Source organism: Flavobacterium cheonhonense (assembly GCF_035671315.1).
GTDB classification, from domain to species: Bacteria; Bacteroidota; Bacteroidia; order Flavobacteriales; family Flavobacteriaceae; genus Flavobacterium; species Flavobacterium cheonhonense.
This window is the reverse complement of record NZ_JAXAVY010000003.1, coordinates 80,607-95,631: the sequence shown is the minus strand read 5'-3', so window position 1 is coordinate 95,631 and position 15,025 is coordinate 80,607. Positions and strand designations below refer to the sequence as shown.

19 protein-coding genes are annotated in these 15,025 nt (G+C 38.6%); 5 read left to right on the top strand and 14 right to left on the bottom strand.

Annotated elements, in window-relative coordinates:
* Positions 1-444: a DUF4268 domain-containing protein gene (locus SK086_RS09060; RefSeq protein WP_324691092.1), complete on the top strand. Its 444-nt coding sequence runs from the start codon at positions 1-3 to the stop codon at positions 442-444.
* On the opposite strand, the gene SK086_RS09055 is transcribed toward SK086_RS09060, so the two are convergent.
* On the bottom strand, positions 441-737 hold the full coding sequence (locus SK086_RS09055) for a DUF721 domain-containing protein (protein WP_290875629.1): 297 nt from the start codon (positions 735-737) through the stop codon (positions 441-443). The genes SK086_RS09060 and SK086_RS09055 overlap by 4 nt on opposite strands.
* The gene (locus tag SK086_RS09050; RefSeq protein WP_324691091.1) at positions 737-1,171 is read right to left on the bottom strand and encodes a hypothetical protein; all 435 of its coding nucleotides are present in this window, start codon (positions 1,169-1,171) and stop codon (positions 737-739) included. Before SK086_RS09050 ends, SK086_RS09055 begins: the two co-directional genes overlap by 1 nt.
* Positions 1,172-1,300: 129 nt before the next feature.
* Here SK086_RS09050 and SK086_RS09045 point away from each other — a divergent pair, with 129 nt between their 5' ends.
* Complete coding sequence (locus SK086_RS09045) at positions 1,301-2,380, top strand: serine hydrolase domain-containing protein (RefSeq protein WP_324691090.1); 1,080 nt, start codon at positions 1,301-1,303, stop codon at positions 2,378-2,380.
* Positions 2,381-2,382: 2 nt separating this feature from the next.
* Here SK086_RS09045 and SK086_RS09040 read toward each other — a convergent pair whose 3' ends face one another.
* From SK086_RS09040 to SK086_RS08990, 11 genes are all read right to left on the bottom strand, one after another.
* Positions 2,383-2,565: a hypothetical protein gene (locus SK086_RS09040; protein WP_324691089.1), complete on the bottom strand. Its 183-nt coding sequence runs from the start codon at positions 2,563-2,565 to the stop codon at positions 2,383-2,385.
* Positions 2,566-2,570: 5 nt separating this feature from the next.
* Positions 2,571-3,524 carry a signal recognition particle-docking protein FtsY gene (ftsY, locus tag SK086_RS09035; protein WP_324691088.1) on the bottom strand — a complete coding sequence of 318 codons (954 nt, stop codon included), beginning with the start codon at positions 3,522-3,524 and terminating at the stop codon, positions 2,571-2,573.
* A gap of 134 nt (positions 3,525-3,658) precedes the next feature.
* Positions 3,659-3,811 (bottom strand): DUF4295 domain-containing protein, encoded by a 153-nt coding sequence (locus SK086_RS09030; protein ID WP_176307716.1) that lies wholly within the window; start codon positions 3,809-3,811, stop codon positions 3,659-3,661.
* Positions 3,812-3,859: 48 nt separating this feature from the next.
* Complete coding sequence (gene rpmG, locus SK086_RS09025) at positions 3,860-4,042, bottom strand: 50S ribosomal protein L33 (protein WP_112112007.1); 183 nt, start codon at positions 4,040-4,042, stop codon at positions 3,860-3,862.
* 26 nt (positions 4,043-4,068) lie between these two features.
* Entirely contained in the window at positions 4,069-4,305 is a 237-nt protein-coding gene (rpmB, locus tag SK086_RS09020) for a 50S ribosomal protein L28 (RefSeq protein WP_131475925.1), read from the bottom strand.
* Between the two features lie 161 nt (positions 4,306-4,466).
* On the bottom strand, positions 4,467-5,720 hold the full coding sequence (locus SK086_RS09015) for a CinA family nicotinamide mononucleotide deamidase-related protein (protein ID WP_324691086.1): 1,254 nt from the start codon (positions 5,718-5,720) through the stop codon (positions 4,467-4,469).
* A gap of 255 nt (positions 5,721-5,975) precedes the next feature.
* Positions 5,976-6,320, bottom strand: coding sequence for an Hpt domain-containing protein (locus SK086_RS09010; protein ID WP_324691085.1), 345 nt, complete (start codon positions 6,318-6,320; stop codon positions 5,976-5,978).
* Positions 6,320-6,931 (bottom strand): fumarylacetoacetate hydrolase family protein, encoded by a 612-nt coding sequence (locus SK086_RS09005; RefSeq protein ID WP_324691083.1) that lies wholly within the window; start codon positions 6,929-6,931, stop codon positions 6,320-6,322. The genes SK086_RS09010 and SK086_RS09005 overlap by 1 nt, the downstream gene beginning before the upstream one ends.
* Positions 6,932-7,003: 72 nt before the next feature.
* On the bottom strand, positions 7,004-7,774 hold the full coding sequence (locus SK086_RS09000) for a 3'-5' exonuclease (protein ID WP_290877378.1): 771 nt from the start codon (positions 7,772-7,774) through the stop codon (positions 7,004-7,006).
* A 129-nt stretch (positions 7,775-7,903) separates the two neighbouring features.
* On the bottom strand, positions 7,904-9,232 hold the full coding sequence (locus SK086_RS08995; protein ID WP_324691081.1) for a dihydrolipoamide acetyltransferase family protein: 1,329 nt from the start codon (positions 9,230-9,232) through the stop codon (positions 7,904-7,906).
* A gap of 140 nt (positions 9,233-9,372) precedes the next feature.
* Positions 9,373-10,539, bottom strand: a complete 1,167-nt coding sequence (locus SK086_RS08990; RefSeq protein WP_324691080.1) for a glycosyltransferase family 2 protein — start codon at positions 10,537-10,539, stop codon at positions 9,373-9,375.
* A 126-nt stretch (positions 10,540-10,665) separates the two neighbouring features.
* Here SK086_RS08990 and SK086_RS08985 point away from each other — a divergent pair, with 126 nt between their 5' ends.
* Both SK086_RS08985 and SK086_RS08980 read left to right on the top strand, forming a co-directional pair.
* On the top strand, positions 10,666-12,525 hold the full coding sequence (locus tag SK086_RS08985; protein ID WP_324691079.1) for an ABC-F family ATP-binding cassette domain-containing protein: 1,860 nt from the start codon (positions 10,666-10,668) through the stop codon (positions 12,523-12,525).
* A 92-nt stretch (positions 12,526-12,617) separates the two neighbouring features.
* The gene (locus SK086_RS08980) at positions 12,618-13,397 is read left to right on the top strand and encodes an O-methyltransferase (protein WP_324691078.1); all 780 of its coding nucleotides are present in this window, start codon (positions 12,618-12,620) and stop codon (positions 13,395-13,397) included.
* A 54-nt stretch (positions 13,398-13,451) separates the two neighbouring features.
* On the opposite strand, the gene SK086_RS08975 is transcribed toward SK086_RS08980, so the two are convergent.
* Positions 13,452-14,123 carry a hypothetical protein gene (locus SK086_RS08975; protein WP_324691077.1) on the bottom strand — a complete coding sequence of 224 codons (672 nt, stop codon included), beginning with the start codon at positions 14,121-14,123 and terminating at the stop codon, positions 13,452-13,454.
* Between the two features lie 167 nt (positions 14,124-14,290).
* On the opposite strand from SK086_RS08975, the gene SK086_RS08970 reads away from it, so the two are divergent.
* Positions 14,291-14,989, top strand: coding sequence for an ABC transporter ATP-binding protein (locus tag SK086_RS08970; RefSeq protein ID WP_290876681.1), 699 nt, complete (start codon positions 14,291-14,293; stop codon positions 14,987-14,989).
* Positions 14,990-15,025 lie beyond the last annotated feature (36 nt).

Sequence of the window (15,025 nt, the reverse complement as noted above, 5' to 3'; positions counted from 1 at the left end):
ATGTACAGTAAAGAAGAAGCGCAACAAATAAAAAAAGAATTTTGGACAGCCTTTGCCGAGGCTTATCCGAGAAAATGGTTGTTGTATGACACTAAAATTAAAGACGTTACTTTTAAATTCTATATCGACAACAAGAAGGCTCAAGTACTTCTGGATATCGAACCCAAAGACGAGGAAAAAAGAAAAATCTACTACGAAAAAATTGAATCTCTCAAAACCATACTCCACGAAGAATACTTATCCGAAGCCATTTTGGAGCGCAACTTTTACTTGGATAACGGCAAAGTCATTAGCAGAATTTGGATTGAAAAACTGAATGTCAGCTTGAACAATCGCAACTACTGGCCGGAGATTTTTGAATTCTTTAGCGAAACGATGACAAAGTTTGAAATGTTCTTTTTTGAATTTGAAGAATATATCAAAGATTTGGAAATGAATACCTAGCGAAGAATAACGTCTTTCACAACTTCTTTCCCCAATTCTTCATTAATCATTTTGATGATTTTTTGTTTGCCGTAACTCAATTCTTCTCGTAAAACTGCCGAAGTTAGTGCTACATACAAAGTAGTTCCTTTTAAAACTACTTCTTTAGTGTAACTGTTTACGCCATTACCCATGAGGTTTTTCCAAGCCTGCTGTACGTCAATTTTGTCCATACCGGCCTGAAGCTTATTTGTTTCGATAAAAGCTTTTAATACGTCACCTATAGAACTTTCGTTGCTGAGTCGTTTGGCCATTACTTGAGAGAGAAAGGTTTAAACTTTTTGTAGGTATAAATAATATCTTGTTTGTTTTTAAGCACTAGAGTCGAATCTTCTAGCAAAATGATTGCTTCATTCCACTTACCATAATCGGTTTTACATTCTAAGAAAAAAGCATTATCAACCTCAAAGACTTTTAGGTTTTCTCGAATTCCGTTGGTTTTGAAAGTACCGTCGAATTGTGGCATAACTTTTTGGCGAAAACCTACTAAAGGTTGTCCGGTTTTAGCCGATTTAACCTCTATATAATCTATGGTTTCATTAACCTTGTATTCCTTGGTTTCTCCGTTGCTGAATTCGACTTCTTTAATTTCCCAATACCCGTTAAGCTGGGTTAAATTTTCTTTTTTTACCTCCGATTGACAAGAGAACAACAAAAAAATAACGGCTAAAAGAAGATTGTATTTCATAACAAGAGTACATTTTATCGAAGACAAATTTAATTCATTACACCGCAAAAGCGAACAAAAACAAAATTAATATTATCAACATTAAACTATTTTATACATTTATAGTCCTACTGAAAAATCGTTACTATTATGAAAAACTTGTACTCCCTTTTGTTACTCTCTTTTTTAACTTTCAGTTGCAATTCAGATTCCGATGGTGAAACAGAGCCTACACCGGAAGCCATGTATTTTCCACCCAGTGATGGCAGCAATACTTGGGAAAGCAAATCGGTTGCCGATTTAAATTGGAATCAAAATGCAGTACAACCCTTGTTGGATTATTTAGAATTGAAAAACACCAAATCGTTTATCATTTTGGTCAATGGTCGTATAGTAATGGAAAACTACTTTAACGGACACAGCGCTACAACACCATGGTATTGGGCCAGTGCCGGGAAAACACTAACAGCAACAGTTACCGGTATTGCGCAAGAAGAAGGACTAATCAACATTAACAACAAAGTATCGGATTATTTGGGCACCGGATGGACAAGCGCACCATTGGCCAAAGAAAGTATGATTACTTGCAAGAACCTGCTTTGCATGACTTCAGGCTTAAATGATGCCTTAGGAGACGATGTTTCGCCGGCAAATTTACAATATGTAGCCGATGCCGGAACCCGTTGGGCTTATCATAATGTATATGTGAAATTACAAGATGTCGTGGCCCAAGCGAGCGGACAAACTTGGACCAATTATTTCAACACCAAACTCAGAGATCGCATCGGAATGACCGGTGGTGCTTGGATTAACAGCGACGGTTTAAGCGTATATTGGAGTACAACACGTAACATGGCTCGTTTCGGACTATTATCGTTAAATCAGGGAAAATGGGACGGAAACACCATTGTAAACAGTGCCTACTTTAATCAGGCTACTACAACCTCACAAAATTTAAACCAAGCTTATGGCTATTTGTGGTGGTTAAATGGTAAATCAACTTATCGTTTACCCGGACTTCAATTACAGTTTAATGGTACTTTGATTCCGAATGCACCAAGCGATATGTATGCGGCTTTAGGCAAAAACGACCAAAAAATATATGTGATTCCGAGTATGAAAATGGTTATTATCCGAATGGGAGAAGTAGCCAATCCGGAGAATCCAACTTTTGCATTGTCCGGTTTTGACAATGAATTGTGGGACAAAATAAATGATTTATACCAATAAGCTTACTTGCGATTGATTAATCGCATAACACCGTACAAAAACAGTACAAAGGCTAACAATCGCAAACCCATAAAGACATTGGGCAAAGGTTTTTCAATAAAATAGCTCAGTACAACTATTAAAATACTGATTCCCATGAGTTTTATTGGAGATGAATCTTTGAAAAAAGATAGAATTTTGCTCATATTATTTATTTAAAAAAAGAATCTACAAATTCATATTTGTTGAAAACCTGCAAGTCTTCAATACCTTCACCAACCCCTATATACTTTACAGGGATTTGGAACTGGTCCGAGATACCGATAACCACACCGCCTTTGGCTGTACCGTCTAATTTGGTTACGGCTAAACAAGAAACCTCTGTAGCCGCTGTAAACTGTTTGGCTTGTTCAAAAGCATTCTGACCGGTAGAACCGTCTAACACCAGCAACACATCGTGAGGCGCTTCTTCTACCACTTTTTGCATGACACGTTTTACTTTGGTCAATTCGTTCATCAAATTGACTTTATTGTGCAAACGGCCGGCAGTATCAATAATCACCACATCGGCATTTTGGGTTACAGCACTTTGTAGGGTATCAAAAGCTACAGAAGCAGGATCGCTACCCATTTGTTGTTTGACCAAAGGAACACCTACTCTATCTGCCCAAACTTGCAACTGATCAATCGCTGCGGCACGGAAGGTATCTGCAGCACCTAAAACCACTTTGTAACCGGCCTTTTTAAATTGATTGGCCAATTTCCCTATCGTGGTTGTTTTCCCTACCCCATTCACGCCTACCACCATAATCACATAAGGTTTTTTGTTGGCAGGTATTGTGAATTCAGTTTCTTCACCGGATTGGGTTTCGGAGAGTAATGCCGCTATTTCTTCGCGCAAAATTTTATTAAGCTCATCGGTGCCAAGGTATTTATCCTCAGCCACACGAGCTTCGATTCGTTCGATGATTTTTAAAGTAGTGTTTACGCCGACATCCGAGGAAACCAAAACTTCTTCCAGATTATCGAGTACTTCATCATCTACTTTAGATTTTCCGGCAACTGCTTTGGTTAGTTTGGAGAAAAAGGAAGTCTTGGTTTGCTCCAGACCTTTATCTAAAGTCTCTTTTTTTTCGGAGGAAAATATTCTTTTGAAAAAACTCATTGTATCGGATTGTAAATTCGAATTGATTTGATGCGCCCGAGTTTGGCATAAACGAAACTGACAGGCTTGGCAAATATAAAAATAAAAAAGCTACTTCCGAACGAAAGTAGCTTTGATATATAGAGTTTGAAAAATTATTTCTTGTTCAAGAAACTATCAACTTCCTCAGGAGTCATAATAGCCTCTTGGAAAGTGTAAGCACCAGTTTTTGGAGATTTAACCATTTTAATAGCTTTGGTTAATCTTTTTGATGCGGTTTGTAACGTTGCAACGGTTTTCTTTGCCATGACTTATAATGTTTTATTTGAAATTTCTATCGGGTAAAAACTTCTAAATTATTTAATCTCTTTATGAACAGTCATTCTCTTTAAGATTGGATTAAATTTTTTAATCTCTAATCTGTCCGGAGTATTTTTTTTGTTTTTCTTGGTGATGTAACGAGAAGTTCCAGGAAGACCTGTTGCTTTGTGCTCAGTACACTCTAAAATTACTTGGATTCTATTTCCTTTCTTTGCCATCTTACTTTATTTTTAAGGATTTCAGATTATTTAATAAATCCGTTAGCTTTAGCATCTTTTAATACTGCAGCCAATCCGTTTTTGTTGATTGTTTTAATTGTAGACGCAGCTACTCTCAACGTAATCCATCTGTCTTCTTCCGCAAGATAGAAACGTTTTTTAACTAAGTTAACAGAAAATTTTCTCTTAGTTTTGTTCATAGCGTGAGAAACGTTATTTCCTACCATCGCTTTTTTACCTGTAAGGTCACAAACTCTTGACATTATGCTTTTCTTTTATCGTTATTCAAAATCAGGGTGCAAACTTACAGAAAATAAATCATTGTAGCAAAAAAATTATAGCAGATTTTTTTCTTTTTTTTGATTTGCAGTTTACAGGCTAAAACCAATTCACTTATTTAACTAATAATCAGCTTAGAAACAAGCTAAACAGTTTTACGCAAAATAGCTTGTTGCAACATTTCCAAAGCTTTATTAACCGCTCTATCGATGACTTTCTCTCGTGGTTGTCCAAAATTAAATTCGGATACCAAAACCGTCTCTGGCGTTGCCAAAGCGATGAACACAACACCTACCTCAGCTTTCCCCGGCTCGGAGGTCGGACCCGCATTTCCGGTAGTTGCAATAGCATAATCGGCTTGCAACAATCGTTTGGTATTGACAGCCATAGCTTGAGCAACTTCAGCACTAACCACATCGTGTTGGGCAATGAGTTCAGGAGAAATACCAAGCACATCCACTTTAGCAGTATTAGAATAAGAAACTATGCTTCCTTTAAAATATCCCGAGGCTCCGGCTACTGAAGTAATCATTTGTGCTATTTTACCTCCGGTACAACTTTCGGCCGTTGCCAATGTTTTTCCTTGAGTCGCTAACAATTTTCCTACTACTACCTCTATCGTTTCGTCTTCATCAAAACCTACAATGATATCACCTATTATCGCCGCTAAAGAAGCCACATTTTCCCGTACTGCTTTCTCCAAAACTTCTTTATTTCCTCCTCTGGCTGTTAAGCGCAATCGCACTCTGCCTGGTGCCGGAAGGTAAGCCAACTTGATAAAATGCGGTAAATTATTTTCCCAAGCCTCGATTCGTTCTGCCACCATACTTTCACCCTGACCATACGTTAAAATGGTTTGGTGCACTATGTGTGGTCGCTGGTATTCTTTAACCAATTTCGGAACAATCTCTTGGTCTACCAAATACTTCATTTCGTAAGGCACTCCGGGCAAAGAAACAAAAACAGTGTTCTCTTTCTTCATCCACATGCCGGGCGCTGTTCCCATTTTATTGAAAAGCACTTCACATTTCGACGGCACTAAAGCTTGTTCTTTGTTTAACTGATTAATCGGACGCTTGTAAAAATTCTCTATGATTTCGGTGACATGCGCTAAAACCGCTTGGTCTTCCACCAATACATCTTCAAAATAATCACAGAAGGTTTTTTTGGTAATATCGTCTTTGGTTGGCCCAAGTCCGCCGGTGATAATTACCAAATCAACTTGATTTTGAAGCTTGGTAAACGTATCCAAAATATGCTGCTTATCATCGGAGATGGACAGCATTTCGTGGGTTTGTATGCCAATCTTATCTAAGGCTTTGGCGATGTAACCCGAGTTAGTATCGACAATTTGACCGATTAAAATTTCGTCGCCTATGGTGACTATGGTTGCTTTCATTCGATTGTTAATATTGTTTTTTTTCAGCGGTCTCATGCAGTCACTCCGCTCGTGTCATTTTCTAGGTGCTGAGGTAGTAAGGTTCTGAGATACTAAGGCTTGAGGTAACTTGTATTGTTTCCAAGTAAAAAAACGGAAAACTGACTAGCCCCGGTTGTCCCGAAGCTTCGGGAGAAATCCTCACTAAAAGTGAGACATAACGAAAAGCGGGAATTACCATTACCGATAATTCCCGAGCCATTCGCTTCTGATTTTTTATACTTCGAAATCTTTTTTGATTTCTTTTACAGCCTTTTCAACTTGGCTTTTGATGCTTTCGAAAGTGTCGTTGATTTCTTTGCGTTTGCCTTCTCTTTTGGTCCAAGCTTCTACTTCTAAAATCTCCTGATGTGCTACGGTCATCCCTAACAAATCGAGTGAAGGTTTGATTTTGTGCGCGTAAGAATAGGCTAATTTATGATCTTTGTCCTTGATGCCTTGTTCCACAAACTTTAGATCTTCGGGAACCTCGGTAACGAATAAAGTGATGATTTGCATGACGAATTCAGGATCGTTGTCTGAAAGCGCATATACTTTTGCTAGGTTGTAGTTGATTGCCATTATTTTATTTGTAATCTTAATACTTTTTTATTTTCGATAAAGCCTTCTAAAACATCGTTAGGCGATACTTTTGCTACTCCTTCAGGCGTTCCGGTAAAGATGATATCTCCTTTTTTTAGGGTGAAAAACTGAGAAACATAAGCAATGATTTCATCTATTTTCCACAACATATTGGCGGTATTTCCTTTTTGAACCGTTTGTCCGTTGTTGGTTAATTCAAATGTAATATTTTCTGTGGAACTAAACTCATTTTTCGGTATAAAGTCACCAATAATCGCTGAACCGTCAAATGCCTTTGCTTTTTCCCATGGCAAACCTTTTTCTTTGAGTCTGTTTTGTACATCGCGAGCGGTGAAATCGATACCCAATCCGATTTCGTCATAATACTTATGGGCGAATTTAGGATCGATGTATTTGCCTAATTTGTTAATCTTCACAATCACTTCGATTTCGTGGTGAATGTCGGAACTAAAGTCGGGAATCACAAACGGAGCCTTATCCGGCAATACGGCTGAATCCGGCTTTAAAAAAATAACGGGTTCCTCCGGACGCTCATTTTGGAGTTCCGCTATGTGGTTGGCGTAATTTCTTCCTATGCAGATGATTTTCATATTTGCTGGTTGTAAGTTCTAAGTTCTAAGTTGTAAGTTACTAACACAGAACCTACAACTTAGCACTTACAACTATTTAGTATTTAACTTTCTTAACTTAATTGCAGTGAGTACTTTTTTGGTGTACAGCGGGAATTCGGCATTCTGAATCCAACCGAAATAACCCGGTTCTTTGTCAAACACGTCTTCAACCAAAGCGCCTTTGTGTTTACCGAAAGTGAAAATTTCTTGGCCTTTGTCGTTCAATGCAATAAACCCGGCAAAGTCAACCGATTTTTTTCGTGTGGTGAATTCTGCCAAAGCTTTCATATCGTTTTCCAAATCGGTGTAACGATCCAATTGCGCTTTTAGGATTTCGTAAGTGGCCATCGTATCAGCTTCGGCACTGTGGGCATTTTCTAAACTTTGATTGCAGTAAAACTTGTAGGCAGCACTCAAAGTGCGTTCTTCTTTTTTGTGAAAGATGGTCTGCACATCTACCGACACTCGGTTTTTCATATCGAAATCGACTTCCGCACGCAATAATTCTTCGGCTAAAAGCGGAATATCAAAACGATCAGAGTTGAATCCGGCCAAATCGGAATCCTTTATCATGTTGTGAATTTGTCCCGATAACTCTTTAAAAGTAGGCTCGTTGGCAACTTTTTCATTAGAGATTCCGTGAACCGCTGTGGCTTGTGGTGGAATGGGAATGGTAGGATTGACCAACCAGGTTTTGCTTTCTTTATTGCCGTTAGGATAGACTTTAAATATTGAGATTTCGACGATTCGGTCTTTGGCGACATCGATTCCTGTAGTTTCTAAATCGAAGAAGCAAATCGGTCGGGTGAGTTTTAATTCCATTAGTATAATTTATGCCAACAAAGATAAAATAATGACTTTACCGTTTGTCGATATCTTAATAAAGATTTATGAATTGTGGATAAAAAAACCCTTTCCGAAACAGAAAGGGTTAATTTGATTTTATGATTTTTAATATTCTCTATTCACATCAAAAGCTTCTAAATATTCGGCCACACGTTTTACAAAACTGCCGCCCAACGCGCCATCCACTACTCGGTGATCATAAGAGTGTGACAAGAACATTTTTTGACGAATACCGATAAAATCTCCTTCCGGTGTTTCGATTACTGCCGGCACTTTTCTAATGGCACCCAACGCTAAGATTCCCACTTGCGGTTGGTTGATGATTGGCGTTCCGAATACAGACCCAAAAGTACCTACATTCGTTACCGTGTAAGTTCCTCCTTGGGTATCGTCCGGTTTTAATTTTCCGGCTTTAGCACGGTTACCTAAATCGTTTACGGCTTTGGCCATACCTACCAAATTCAGTTGGTCTGCATTTTTAATTACCGGAACAATTAAGTTTCCGTTTGGCAACGCTGCCGCCATTCCTAAGTTGATGTTTTTGCGTTTGATGATAAACTCACCATCTACAGAAATGTTCATCCCCGGGAAGTCTTTTAATGCTTTGGCTACCGCTTCCATAAAGATTGGAGTGAAAGTCAGTTTCTCGCCTTCTCTCTTTTCGAAAGCATTTTTAACGCGATCTCTCCATTTTACAATGTTGGTCACGTCGACTTCTATAAACGATTGTACGTGTGCCGAAGTTTGTACTGAAGCCACCATATAACCCGAAATCAACTTGCGCATTCTATCCATTTCTACAATTTCGTCACCACCGTTAACCGAAACCGGCGTAGCGATTGGTGTTGTAGTTTTAGGAGCCGAAGTACTTACCGGAGCTGCTACTTGAGTTGCAGCTGCCGATTGATTTCCTCTGTTTTTAACGTAATTTAAAATATCGTCTTTGGTAACGCGACCGTCTTTTCCGGAACCGGCAATAGTCTCTAGCTCGGCTACCGAAACGCCTTCAGCAGCAGCAATGTTTTTCACTAAAGGTGAAAAGAATTTATCCGATGCTTTGAAATCGGCCGGAGCTGCTGTAGCCACAGCAACTTCAACTGTTTTAGCTAATTGCTGCGCCTGTTCGCTAACGCTCGAGTCCGCTACCGGAGCTGCCACTATTTCCGCAACCGGAGCCGCCGCAACGGAACCGCCTTCGGTATCAATAATAGCAATGGTTTGCCCAACTTTCACCACATCATTCACCTGAAATAAAACCTCGGTTAAAACCCCCGAAACTTCACTTGGCACTTCACTGTCTACTTTGTCTGTTGCGATTTCCAAAACCGCTTCGTCAGCGCTAATGCTGTCGCCTACATTTTTCAACCAGTTGGTAATCGTTGCTTCTGCAACACTTTCTCCCATTTTGGGCAATTTCAATTCAAACTTTGCCATATTAATAATCTAAAGTTGTTTTTTGTTGTTTCGATTGCAAAATTAATAAAAGAAATCAGGATTAAGCCGTAATTCTATATTTTTTGACGCAAATCAATTTGTTTATTTATTCTGAAATCTGCAATCTGTGTTCTGCTTTCTTAAATCTGTATCACTTCTCCTCTGTCATTGCTGCTGTTGCTTCCTATGATAAAATTACTCGAAGGCGGTAACAACTTAAAGGTAAACGACTTATTCTTGTTTTCTTTTAAAAACGACATAGCCTTTTTAAATCCGAGATAATCGACATCTAAAATGACTTCCGTCGGCTTGATTTTCGAAATCGTTTGCGAAATTACTATTTTCCCGTTTTCCATGGTGGTTCTTTCCACACTTTTTTGCAAAACAGCGGTTAATTTTTCTCGCAAAGCTTCATTATCAGAAACTAAAAGATACTGTTCAGGCACAGGTTTGGGCGATACTTTTCCCTGAAACATTTTGACCAAAGCAAAGAAAACGATACCGATTCTCATGAACATCGAAAAAAAGAATGAACCTTGATAATGCTTTTGATAGAAAAACTGCATCGCTTCTTGGAAACGTCTCATATAAGTTCCGTCTTTAACCGTGCTTTCCCCTTTATAATGAATGACCGTAGTTTCGGCAAAATAGTAATTCTTTTTGCCGTGTAATAAAGCGCGATAAGATAAATCAATGTCGTCCGCATACATAAAACAATCTTCGTCAAAGCCGCCTAATTCAAGGTACAACTCTCTTTTCATCACCATAAAAGCGCCGACCAAAATATCGACTTCACCACTTTGGTTCTCGTTTAAATGTTGGGCATAATATTGATTAAACAGCGTCGAGTTCGGAAAAAATTTATACAAACCGAAAATCTTCGTAAAAGCAACCCAAGGTGTTGGAACACCTCGTTTGCTTTCGGGTAAAAAATTCCCGGTGCCATCGATGAGTTTGCAACCTATTATACCAAGTTGCGAGTTGCGAGTTACGAGTTGCGAGTTTAGTATTTTCTCAAAAGTGTCTTCGGCAACAACCGTGTCAGGATTCAAAATACAGATGTATTCGCCTTTAGCTTCTTTGACAGCGATGTTATTGCCTTTCGGAAAACCCAAATTGGCTTTGTTTTCGATGCGTTTGATGTGCGGAAAACGGGCGCGCATCATGGCGCAACTGTCGTCTGAAGAATGATTGTCCACCACTATAATTTCGGCCTCCAAGTTTTGAATGGCTTTTTCCACACTCAAAACACACTGCTCTAAAAAGTAGCGCACATTATAATTCAGGATGATGACCGATAATTGCATTGGACAAATATAATGGATTGTTAGATTATTAGACACAGCCATGCCTGTAGATTGTTAGAAATTTGAATTACTTTTGCCGGAAAGTTGTGTTTTACACAATTCATAATTTATAATAGACATATCAACGTGAATTATTTATCCGTAGAAAACATATCCAAATCTTTTGGCGAAAGAACCTTGTTTAAAGACATCTCTTTTGGCATCAACAAAGACCAGAAAATCGCTTTTATTGCCAAAAACGGTTCGGGAAAAACCCAAATTATGCGCATGATTAACGGCGATGACGAACCGGATTCCGGGCAAATCATCATCCGAAAAGGCATTAAAATGGCTTTCTTATCGCAAAACAATAATTTGCAAGATGAACTAACGATAGAGGAAAGCATCTTCGCCTCCGACAATGAAATTCTACACGTAATTGAGCGTTACGAAAAAGCTTTAGAAAATCCGGAGGACGAAGAAAAATACCAATTGGCTTTCGACGAAATGGATCGCTTTAACGCTTGGGATTTTGAAACGCAATTCAAACAAATTTTGTCCAAATTAAAGTTGGACGATTTAAAACTGAAAGTAAAATCGCTTTCCGGTGGCCAAAAAAAGCGTTTATCTTTAGCCATTATCCTCATCAATCGCCCGGATTTATTAATTTTAGATGAGCCGACGAACCACTTGGATTTGGAAATGATTGAATGGTTGGAAAGTTACTTCGCCAAAGAAAACATCACTTTATTTATGGTCACGCACGACCGTTTCTTTTTGGAACGCGTTTGCAACGAAATCATCGAACTGGATAACGGGAAACTCTACGCTTACAAAGGCAATTATTCCTATTACCTGCAAAAGAAAGAAGAGCGCATTGCGATGGAAAATTCAACTATAGATAAAGCGCAAAATCTTTTCGTCAAAGAATTGGCTTGGATGCGTCGCCAACCGAAAGCCAGAACCACCAAATCGAAATCGCGTCAGGATGATTTTTACAAAATCAAATCGGTAGCCGAAAGTCGCCGTAAAGAAAATGTGGTGGAACTCGAAATCAACATGGAACGCATGGGCAGCAAGATTATTGAGCTGCACAAGATTTATAAAAAGTTTAAAGACAAGGTTATTTTAGACAATTTCAGTTACGATTTTCAACGCGGTGAACGCATCGGGATTATCGGAAAAAACGGTACCGGTAAATCTACTTTTCTCAACATCTTAACCAAAACCATGCAACCCGATGCCGGAAAAGTGGTCATTGGTGAAACAATTAAAGTAGGCTATTACACCCAAAGCGGCATCAACCCAAAACCCGGACAAAAAGTAATCGACATCATTAAAGAATACGGCGAATACATTCCGCTTACCAAGGGCAAAATCATCTCCGCCTCACAATTGTTGGAACGCTTTTTATTCGACGCTAAAAAACAATACGATTATGTTGAAAAATTAAGCGGTGGCGAATTAAAACGCTTGTATTTATGTACGGTGTTAATTCAGAATCCGAACTTTTTGATATTGGATGAACCTACGAACGACTTGGACATTGTGACCTTAAATGTTTTGGAAAGTTTCTTATTAGACTATCCGGGTTGCTTGCTGGTAGTGTCGCACGACCGTTATTTTATGGACAAAATTGTCGACCACTTATTTGTGTTTAGAGGCGAAGGCGAAGTTGAAGATTTCCCCGGGAATTATTCTGATTTCCGAGCTTACGAAGACAGCGCCGAACCCGAAAAATCCGAGGCCAAAGAAAAAGTCAATTGGAAACAAAACCATCCAACTACTTCCGGTTTGAATTTTAACGAGCAAAAGGAATTCAACAAAATCGAACGCGAAATCAAAGACCTGGAATACGAGAAAAAACAAATCGAAAACCTATTCGCCGAAGGCAAAGTGGCCGATGCCGACATCACCAAAAAAGCAGAAGAATTACAAGCGATTATCAATAAATTAGAGGCAAAAGAAGAGCGTTGGTTTGAGCTTTCGAGTAAAATGGAAGAATAGATTTAAGATTGTAGATTAACGATTTTTGATTTTCGAGGTATAACTAATCTGAAATCATATATCGTTAATCTTAAATCACCAATAAAAATATAATGTTGCAAATACTAAAATCATATCTCAACTTCCTTTACCATTCCAAAAACGAACACGGCGTGCATTCCCCTTTTGTGTTCAATTTGGTGACGAAATGTTTTTATGATAAGCAGCCATATCCCGAATATGCCATCCTGAAAAACTACAGAAAATCGCTTTTACAAAACAAAAACACCATCGAAGTAACCGACTTCGGAGCCGGCTCCCGAGTATTTAAAAGTAATAAACGAGCTGTCAATAAAATCGCCCAAACCGCCGGAATTTCATCAAAACGAGCGGAATTGCTTTTCAGAATAACAAAGTATTTTCAACCCAAAAATATACTTGAAATCGGAACATCCTTGGGTTTAGCGACTTCGGCTTTAGCATTAGGTAACCCTGATGCTAAAATAACAACCTTAGAAGGTTGCAAGAACACACTTAATCAATGTCAATCGCAATTGGAAAAATTCAATATCAATAATGTTGACTGTGTTAATACCGAATTTAGTTCCTTTTTAAAAAACCTACAACCTACAACCTACAACCTACAACTCATTTACTTTGACGGCAACCATTCGAAAGCTGCCACATTAAACTATTTCGAACTCTTACTACCAACCATAACCAACGAAACCGTTTGGATTTTCGACGACATCCATTGGTCTAACGATATGGAAGCCGCTTGGGAAACCATCCAAAACCACCCAAAAGTAACGGTAACGATTGACACCTTTCAATGGGGATTGGTTTTTTTTCGAACTGAACAGAAAAAAGAACACTTTGTGATTCGAACATAAAAAAGGCAATCATCACTGATTGCCGATTTCAGAATTAACAAACCAATTCAAAAATTATTCTTTTGCTTCTTCATTTTCTCTTGACTTAGCGCCTATTCTATTCACTTTAAACATGGGGGCAAATTTAAACTTGATAGCTGCTATTTTATTGTTGTCCTCAGAAGACAAACCTTCATTTTCAACTGTATTTTTTCTGCTGTCTAAAGCTTCGTAAATCATCTTCACTTCATCGTAATCTTCTCTGGTAAAATTGCCTTTATTGGCTTTATAAGCTTCAAAAAAAGTTTGATAGGTCTGCAAAATATTGTCTTTGTTTACCCAGGAAAAATTCATGTCTTCCCCTAATTTTCCGGCGCCAAAAAAAGTATCTCTTAGCCTTTGATTGTAATTAACTTTAACCGGTGCTTTACTTGCCTCTAGGTTTGATTTGATGAAAAAATACCTTGCTTTAACAGAATCCAATCTTTCTTGACTACTCTTTTTTACGTCATCTCGAAGTGATGTAATCGCTGCATCGGCCTCTGCCATTCTTCGATCATAATCAACTGTTATTTGATCCCAATTGGATACTGCCTCATCCGATTTTACACTTTCAAGTGAATCAACATAGCTTTCCATAGCGCCAATTCTTTCTTCTGCTGTCGCTTCAGTTTTATCATTTTTGCAAGATATCATACTGATTAATAAAGCCATAAAAACGCCAAATTCAATTCTTTTGTTTTTCATTTTATTCTAATTTTAATGTTGAATCAAAACTAATTAAGAGTAGGCTTTAGTTTTTTATACAATTCACCGAAATTGTATCATAATTCATCCTTTTAAAATTAAAACACAGTTTGTAACAATATCATTATATTTACTACTTATTTGAGAAATTTAATCACACCCAAACAATGGCCAATCCATTAATCAACATCAAAGCCCTCAAACGCGATTTCCAATTAGGTAGCGAAACCATCTACGTATTAAAAGGCATCGATTTACAAATCAACAAAGGCGAATACGTTGCCTTAATGGGACCATCGGGTTCGGGAAAATCTACTTTGATGAACCTTTTGGGTTGTTTGGATACGCCAACCTCGGGAACTTATATCTTGAACGGTAAAGACGTCAGTCAAATGCACGATGACGATTTGGCCGAAATCCGCAACAAAGAAATCGGATTTGTGTTCCAAACCTTCAACTTATTACCCAGAACCACGGCTTTAGACAACGTGGCTTTGCCTATGATTTACGCAGGCTATTCCAAATCGGAACGCAACCAGCGCGCTACAGAAGTATTGACACAAGTCAACTTGGCCGATCGTATGGACCACCAACCCAACCAACTTTCGGGTGGACAACGCCAGCGTGTGGCCATCGCCAGGGCTTTGGTGAATAAGCCGTCCATCATCTTAGCCGATGAGCCAACCGGAAACCTAGATAGTAAAACTTCAGTCGAAATTATGAACCTCTTCAACGAAATCCACAAAAACGGTAACACCGTGATTTTGGTTACCCACGAAGAGGACATCGCCCAATACGCCCACCGCATCATCCGTTTGCGCGACGGTATCATCGAAAGCGACACTCAAAACACCAATCATTTGTAATAAAGTAAGGAGCCGAAAAGTTCGGGACTTATCAGC

Excerpts from the sequence above, each read along its gene's own strand:
- SK086_RS09060 (WP_324691092.1), top strand. The coding sequence starts at position 1 with ATGTACAGTAAAGAAGAAGCGCAACAAATAAAAAAAGAATTTTGGACA.
- SK086_RS09055 (WP_290875629.1), bottom strand. The coding sequence starts at position 737 with ATGGCCAAACGACTCAGCAACGAAAGTTCTATAGGTGACGTATTAAAA.
- SK086_RS09050 (WP_324691091.1), bottom strand. The coding sequence starts at position 1,171 with ATGAAATACAATCTTCTTTTAGCCGTTATTTTTTTGTTGTTCTCTTGT.
- SK086_RS09045 (WP_324691090.1), top strand. The coding sequence starts at position 1,301 with ATGAAAAACTTGTACTCCCTTTTGTTACTCTCTTTTTTAACTTTCAGT.
- SK086_RS09040 (WP_324691089.1), bottom strand. The coding sequence starts at position 2,565 with ATGAGCAAAATTCTATCTTTTTTCAAAGATTCATCTCCAATAAAACTC.
- ftsY (WP_324691088.1), bottom strand. The coding sequence starts at position 3,524 with ATGAGTTTTTTCAAAAGAATATTTTCCTCCGAAAAAAAAGAGACTTTA.
- SK086_RS09030 (WP_176307716.1), bottom strand. The coding sequence starts at position 3,811 with ATGGCAAAGAAAACCGTTGCAACGTTACAAACCGCATCAAAAAGATTA.
- rpmG (WP_112112007.1), bottom strand. The coding sequence starts at position 4,042 with ATGGCAAAGAAAGGAAATAGAATCCAAGTAATTTTAGAGTGTACTGAG.
- rpmB (WP_131475925.1), bottom strand. The coding sequence starts at position 4,305 with ATGTCAAGAGTTTGTGACCTTACAGGTAAAAAAGCGATGGTAGGAAAT.
- SK086_RS09015 (WP_324691086.1), bottom strand. The coding sequence starts at position 5,720 with ATGAAAGCAACCATAGTCACCATAGGCGACGAAATTTTAATCGGTCAA.
- SK086_RS09010 (WP_324691085.1), bottom strand. The coding sequence starts at position 6,320 with ATGGCAATCAACTACAACCTAGCAAAAGTATATGCGCTTTCAGACAAC.
- SK086_RS09005 (WP_324691083.1), bottom strand. The coding sequence starts at position 6,931 with ATGAAAATCATCTGCATAGGAAGAAATTACGCCAACCACATAGCGGAA.
- SK086_RS09000 (WP_290877378.1), bottom strand. The coding sequence starts at position 7,774 with ATGGAATTAAAACTCACCCGACCGATTTGCTTCTTCGATTTAGAAACT.
- SK086_RS08995 (WP_324691081.1), bottom strand. The coding sequence starts at position 9,232 with ATGGCAAAGTTTGAATTGAAATTGCCCAAAATGGGAGAAAGTGTTGCA.
- SK086_RS08990 (WP_324691080.1), bottom strand. The coding sequence starts at position 10,539 with ATGCAATTATCGGTCATCATCCTGAATTATAATGTGCGCTACTTTTTA.
- SK086_RS08980 (WP_324691078.1), top strand. The coding sequence starts at position 12,618 with ATGTTGCAAATACTAAAATCATATCTCAACTTCCTTTACCATTCCAAA.
- SK086_RS08975 (WP_324691077.1), bottom strand. The coding sequence starts at position 14,123 with ATGAAAAACAAAAGAATTGAATTTGGCGTTTTTATGGCTTTATTAATC.
- SK086_RS08970 (WP_290876681.1), top strand. The coding sequence starts at position 14,291 with ATGGCCAATCCATTAATCAACATCAAAGCCCTCAAACGCGATTTCCAA.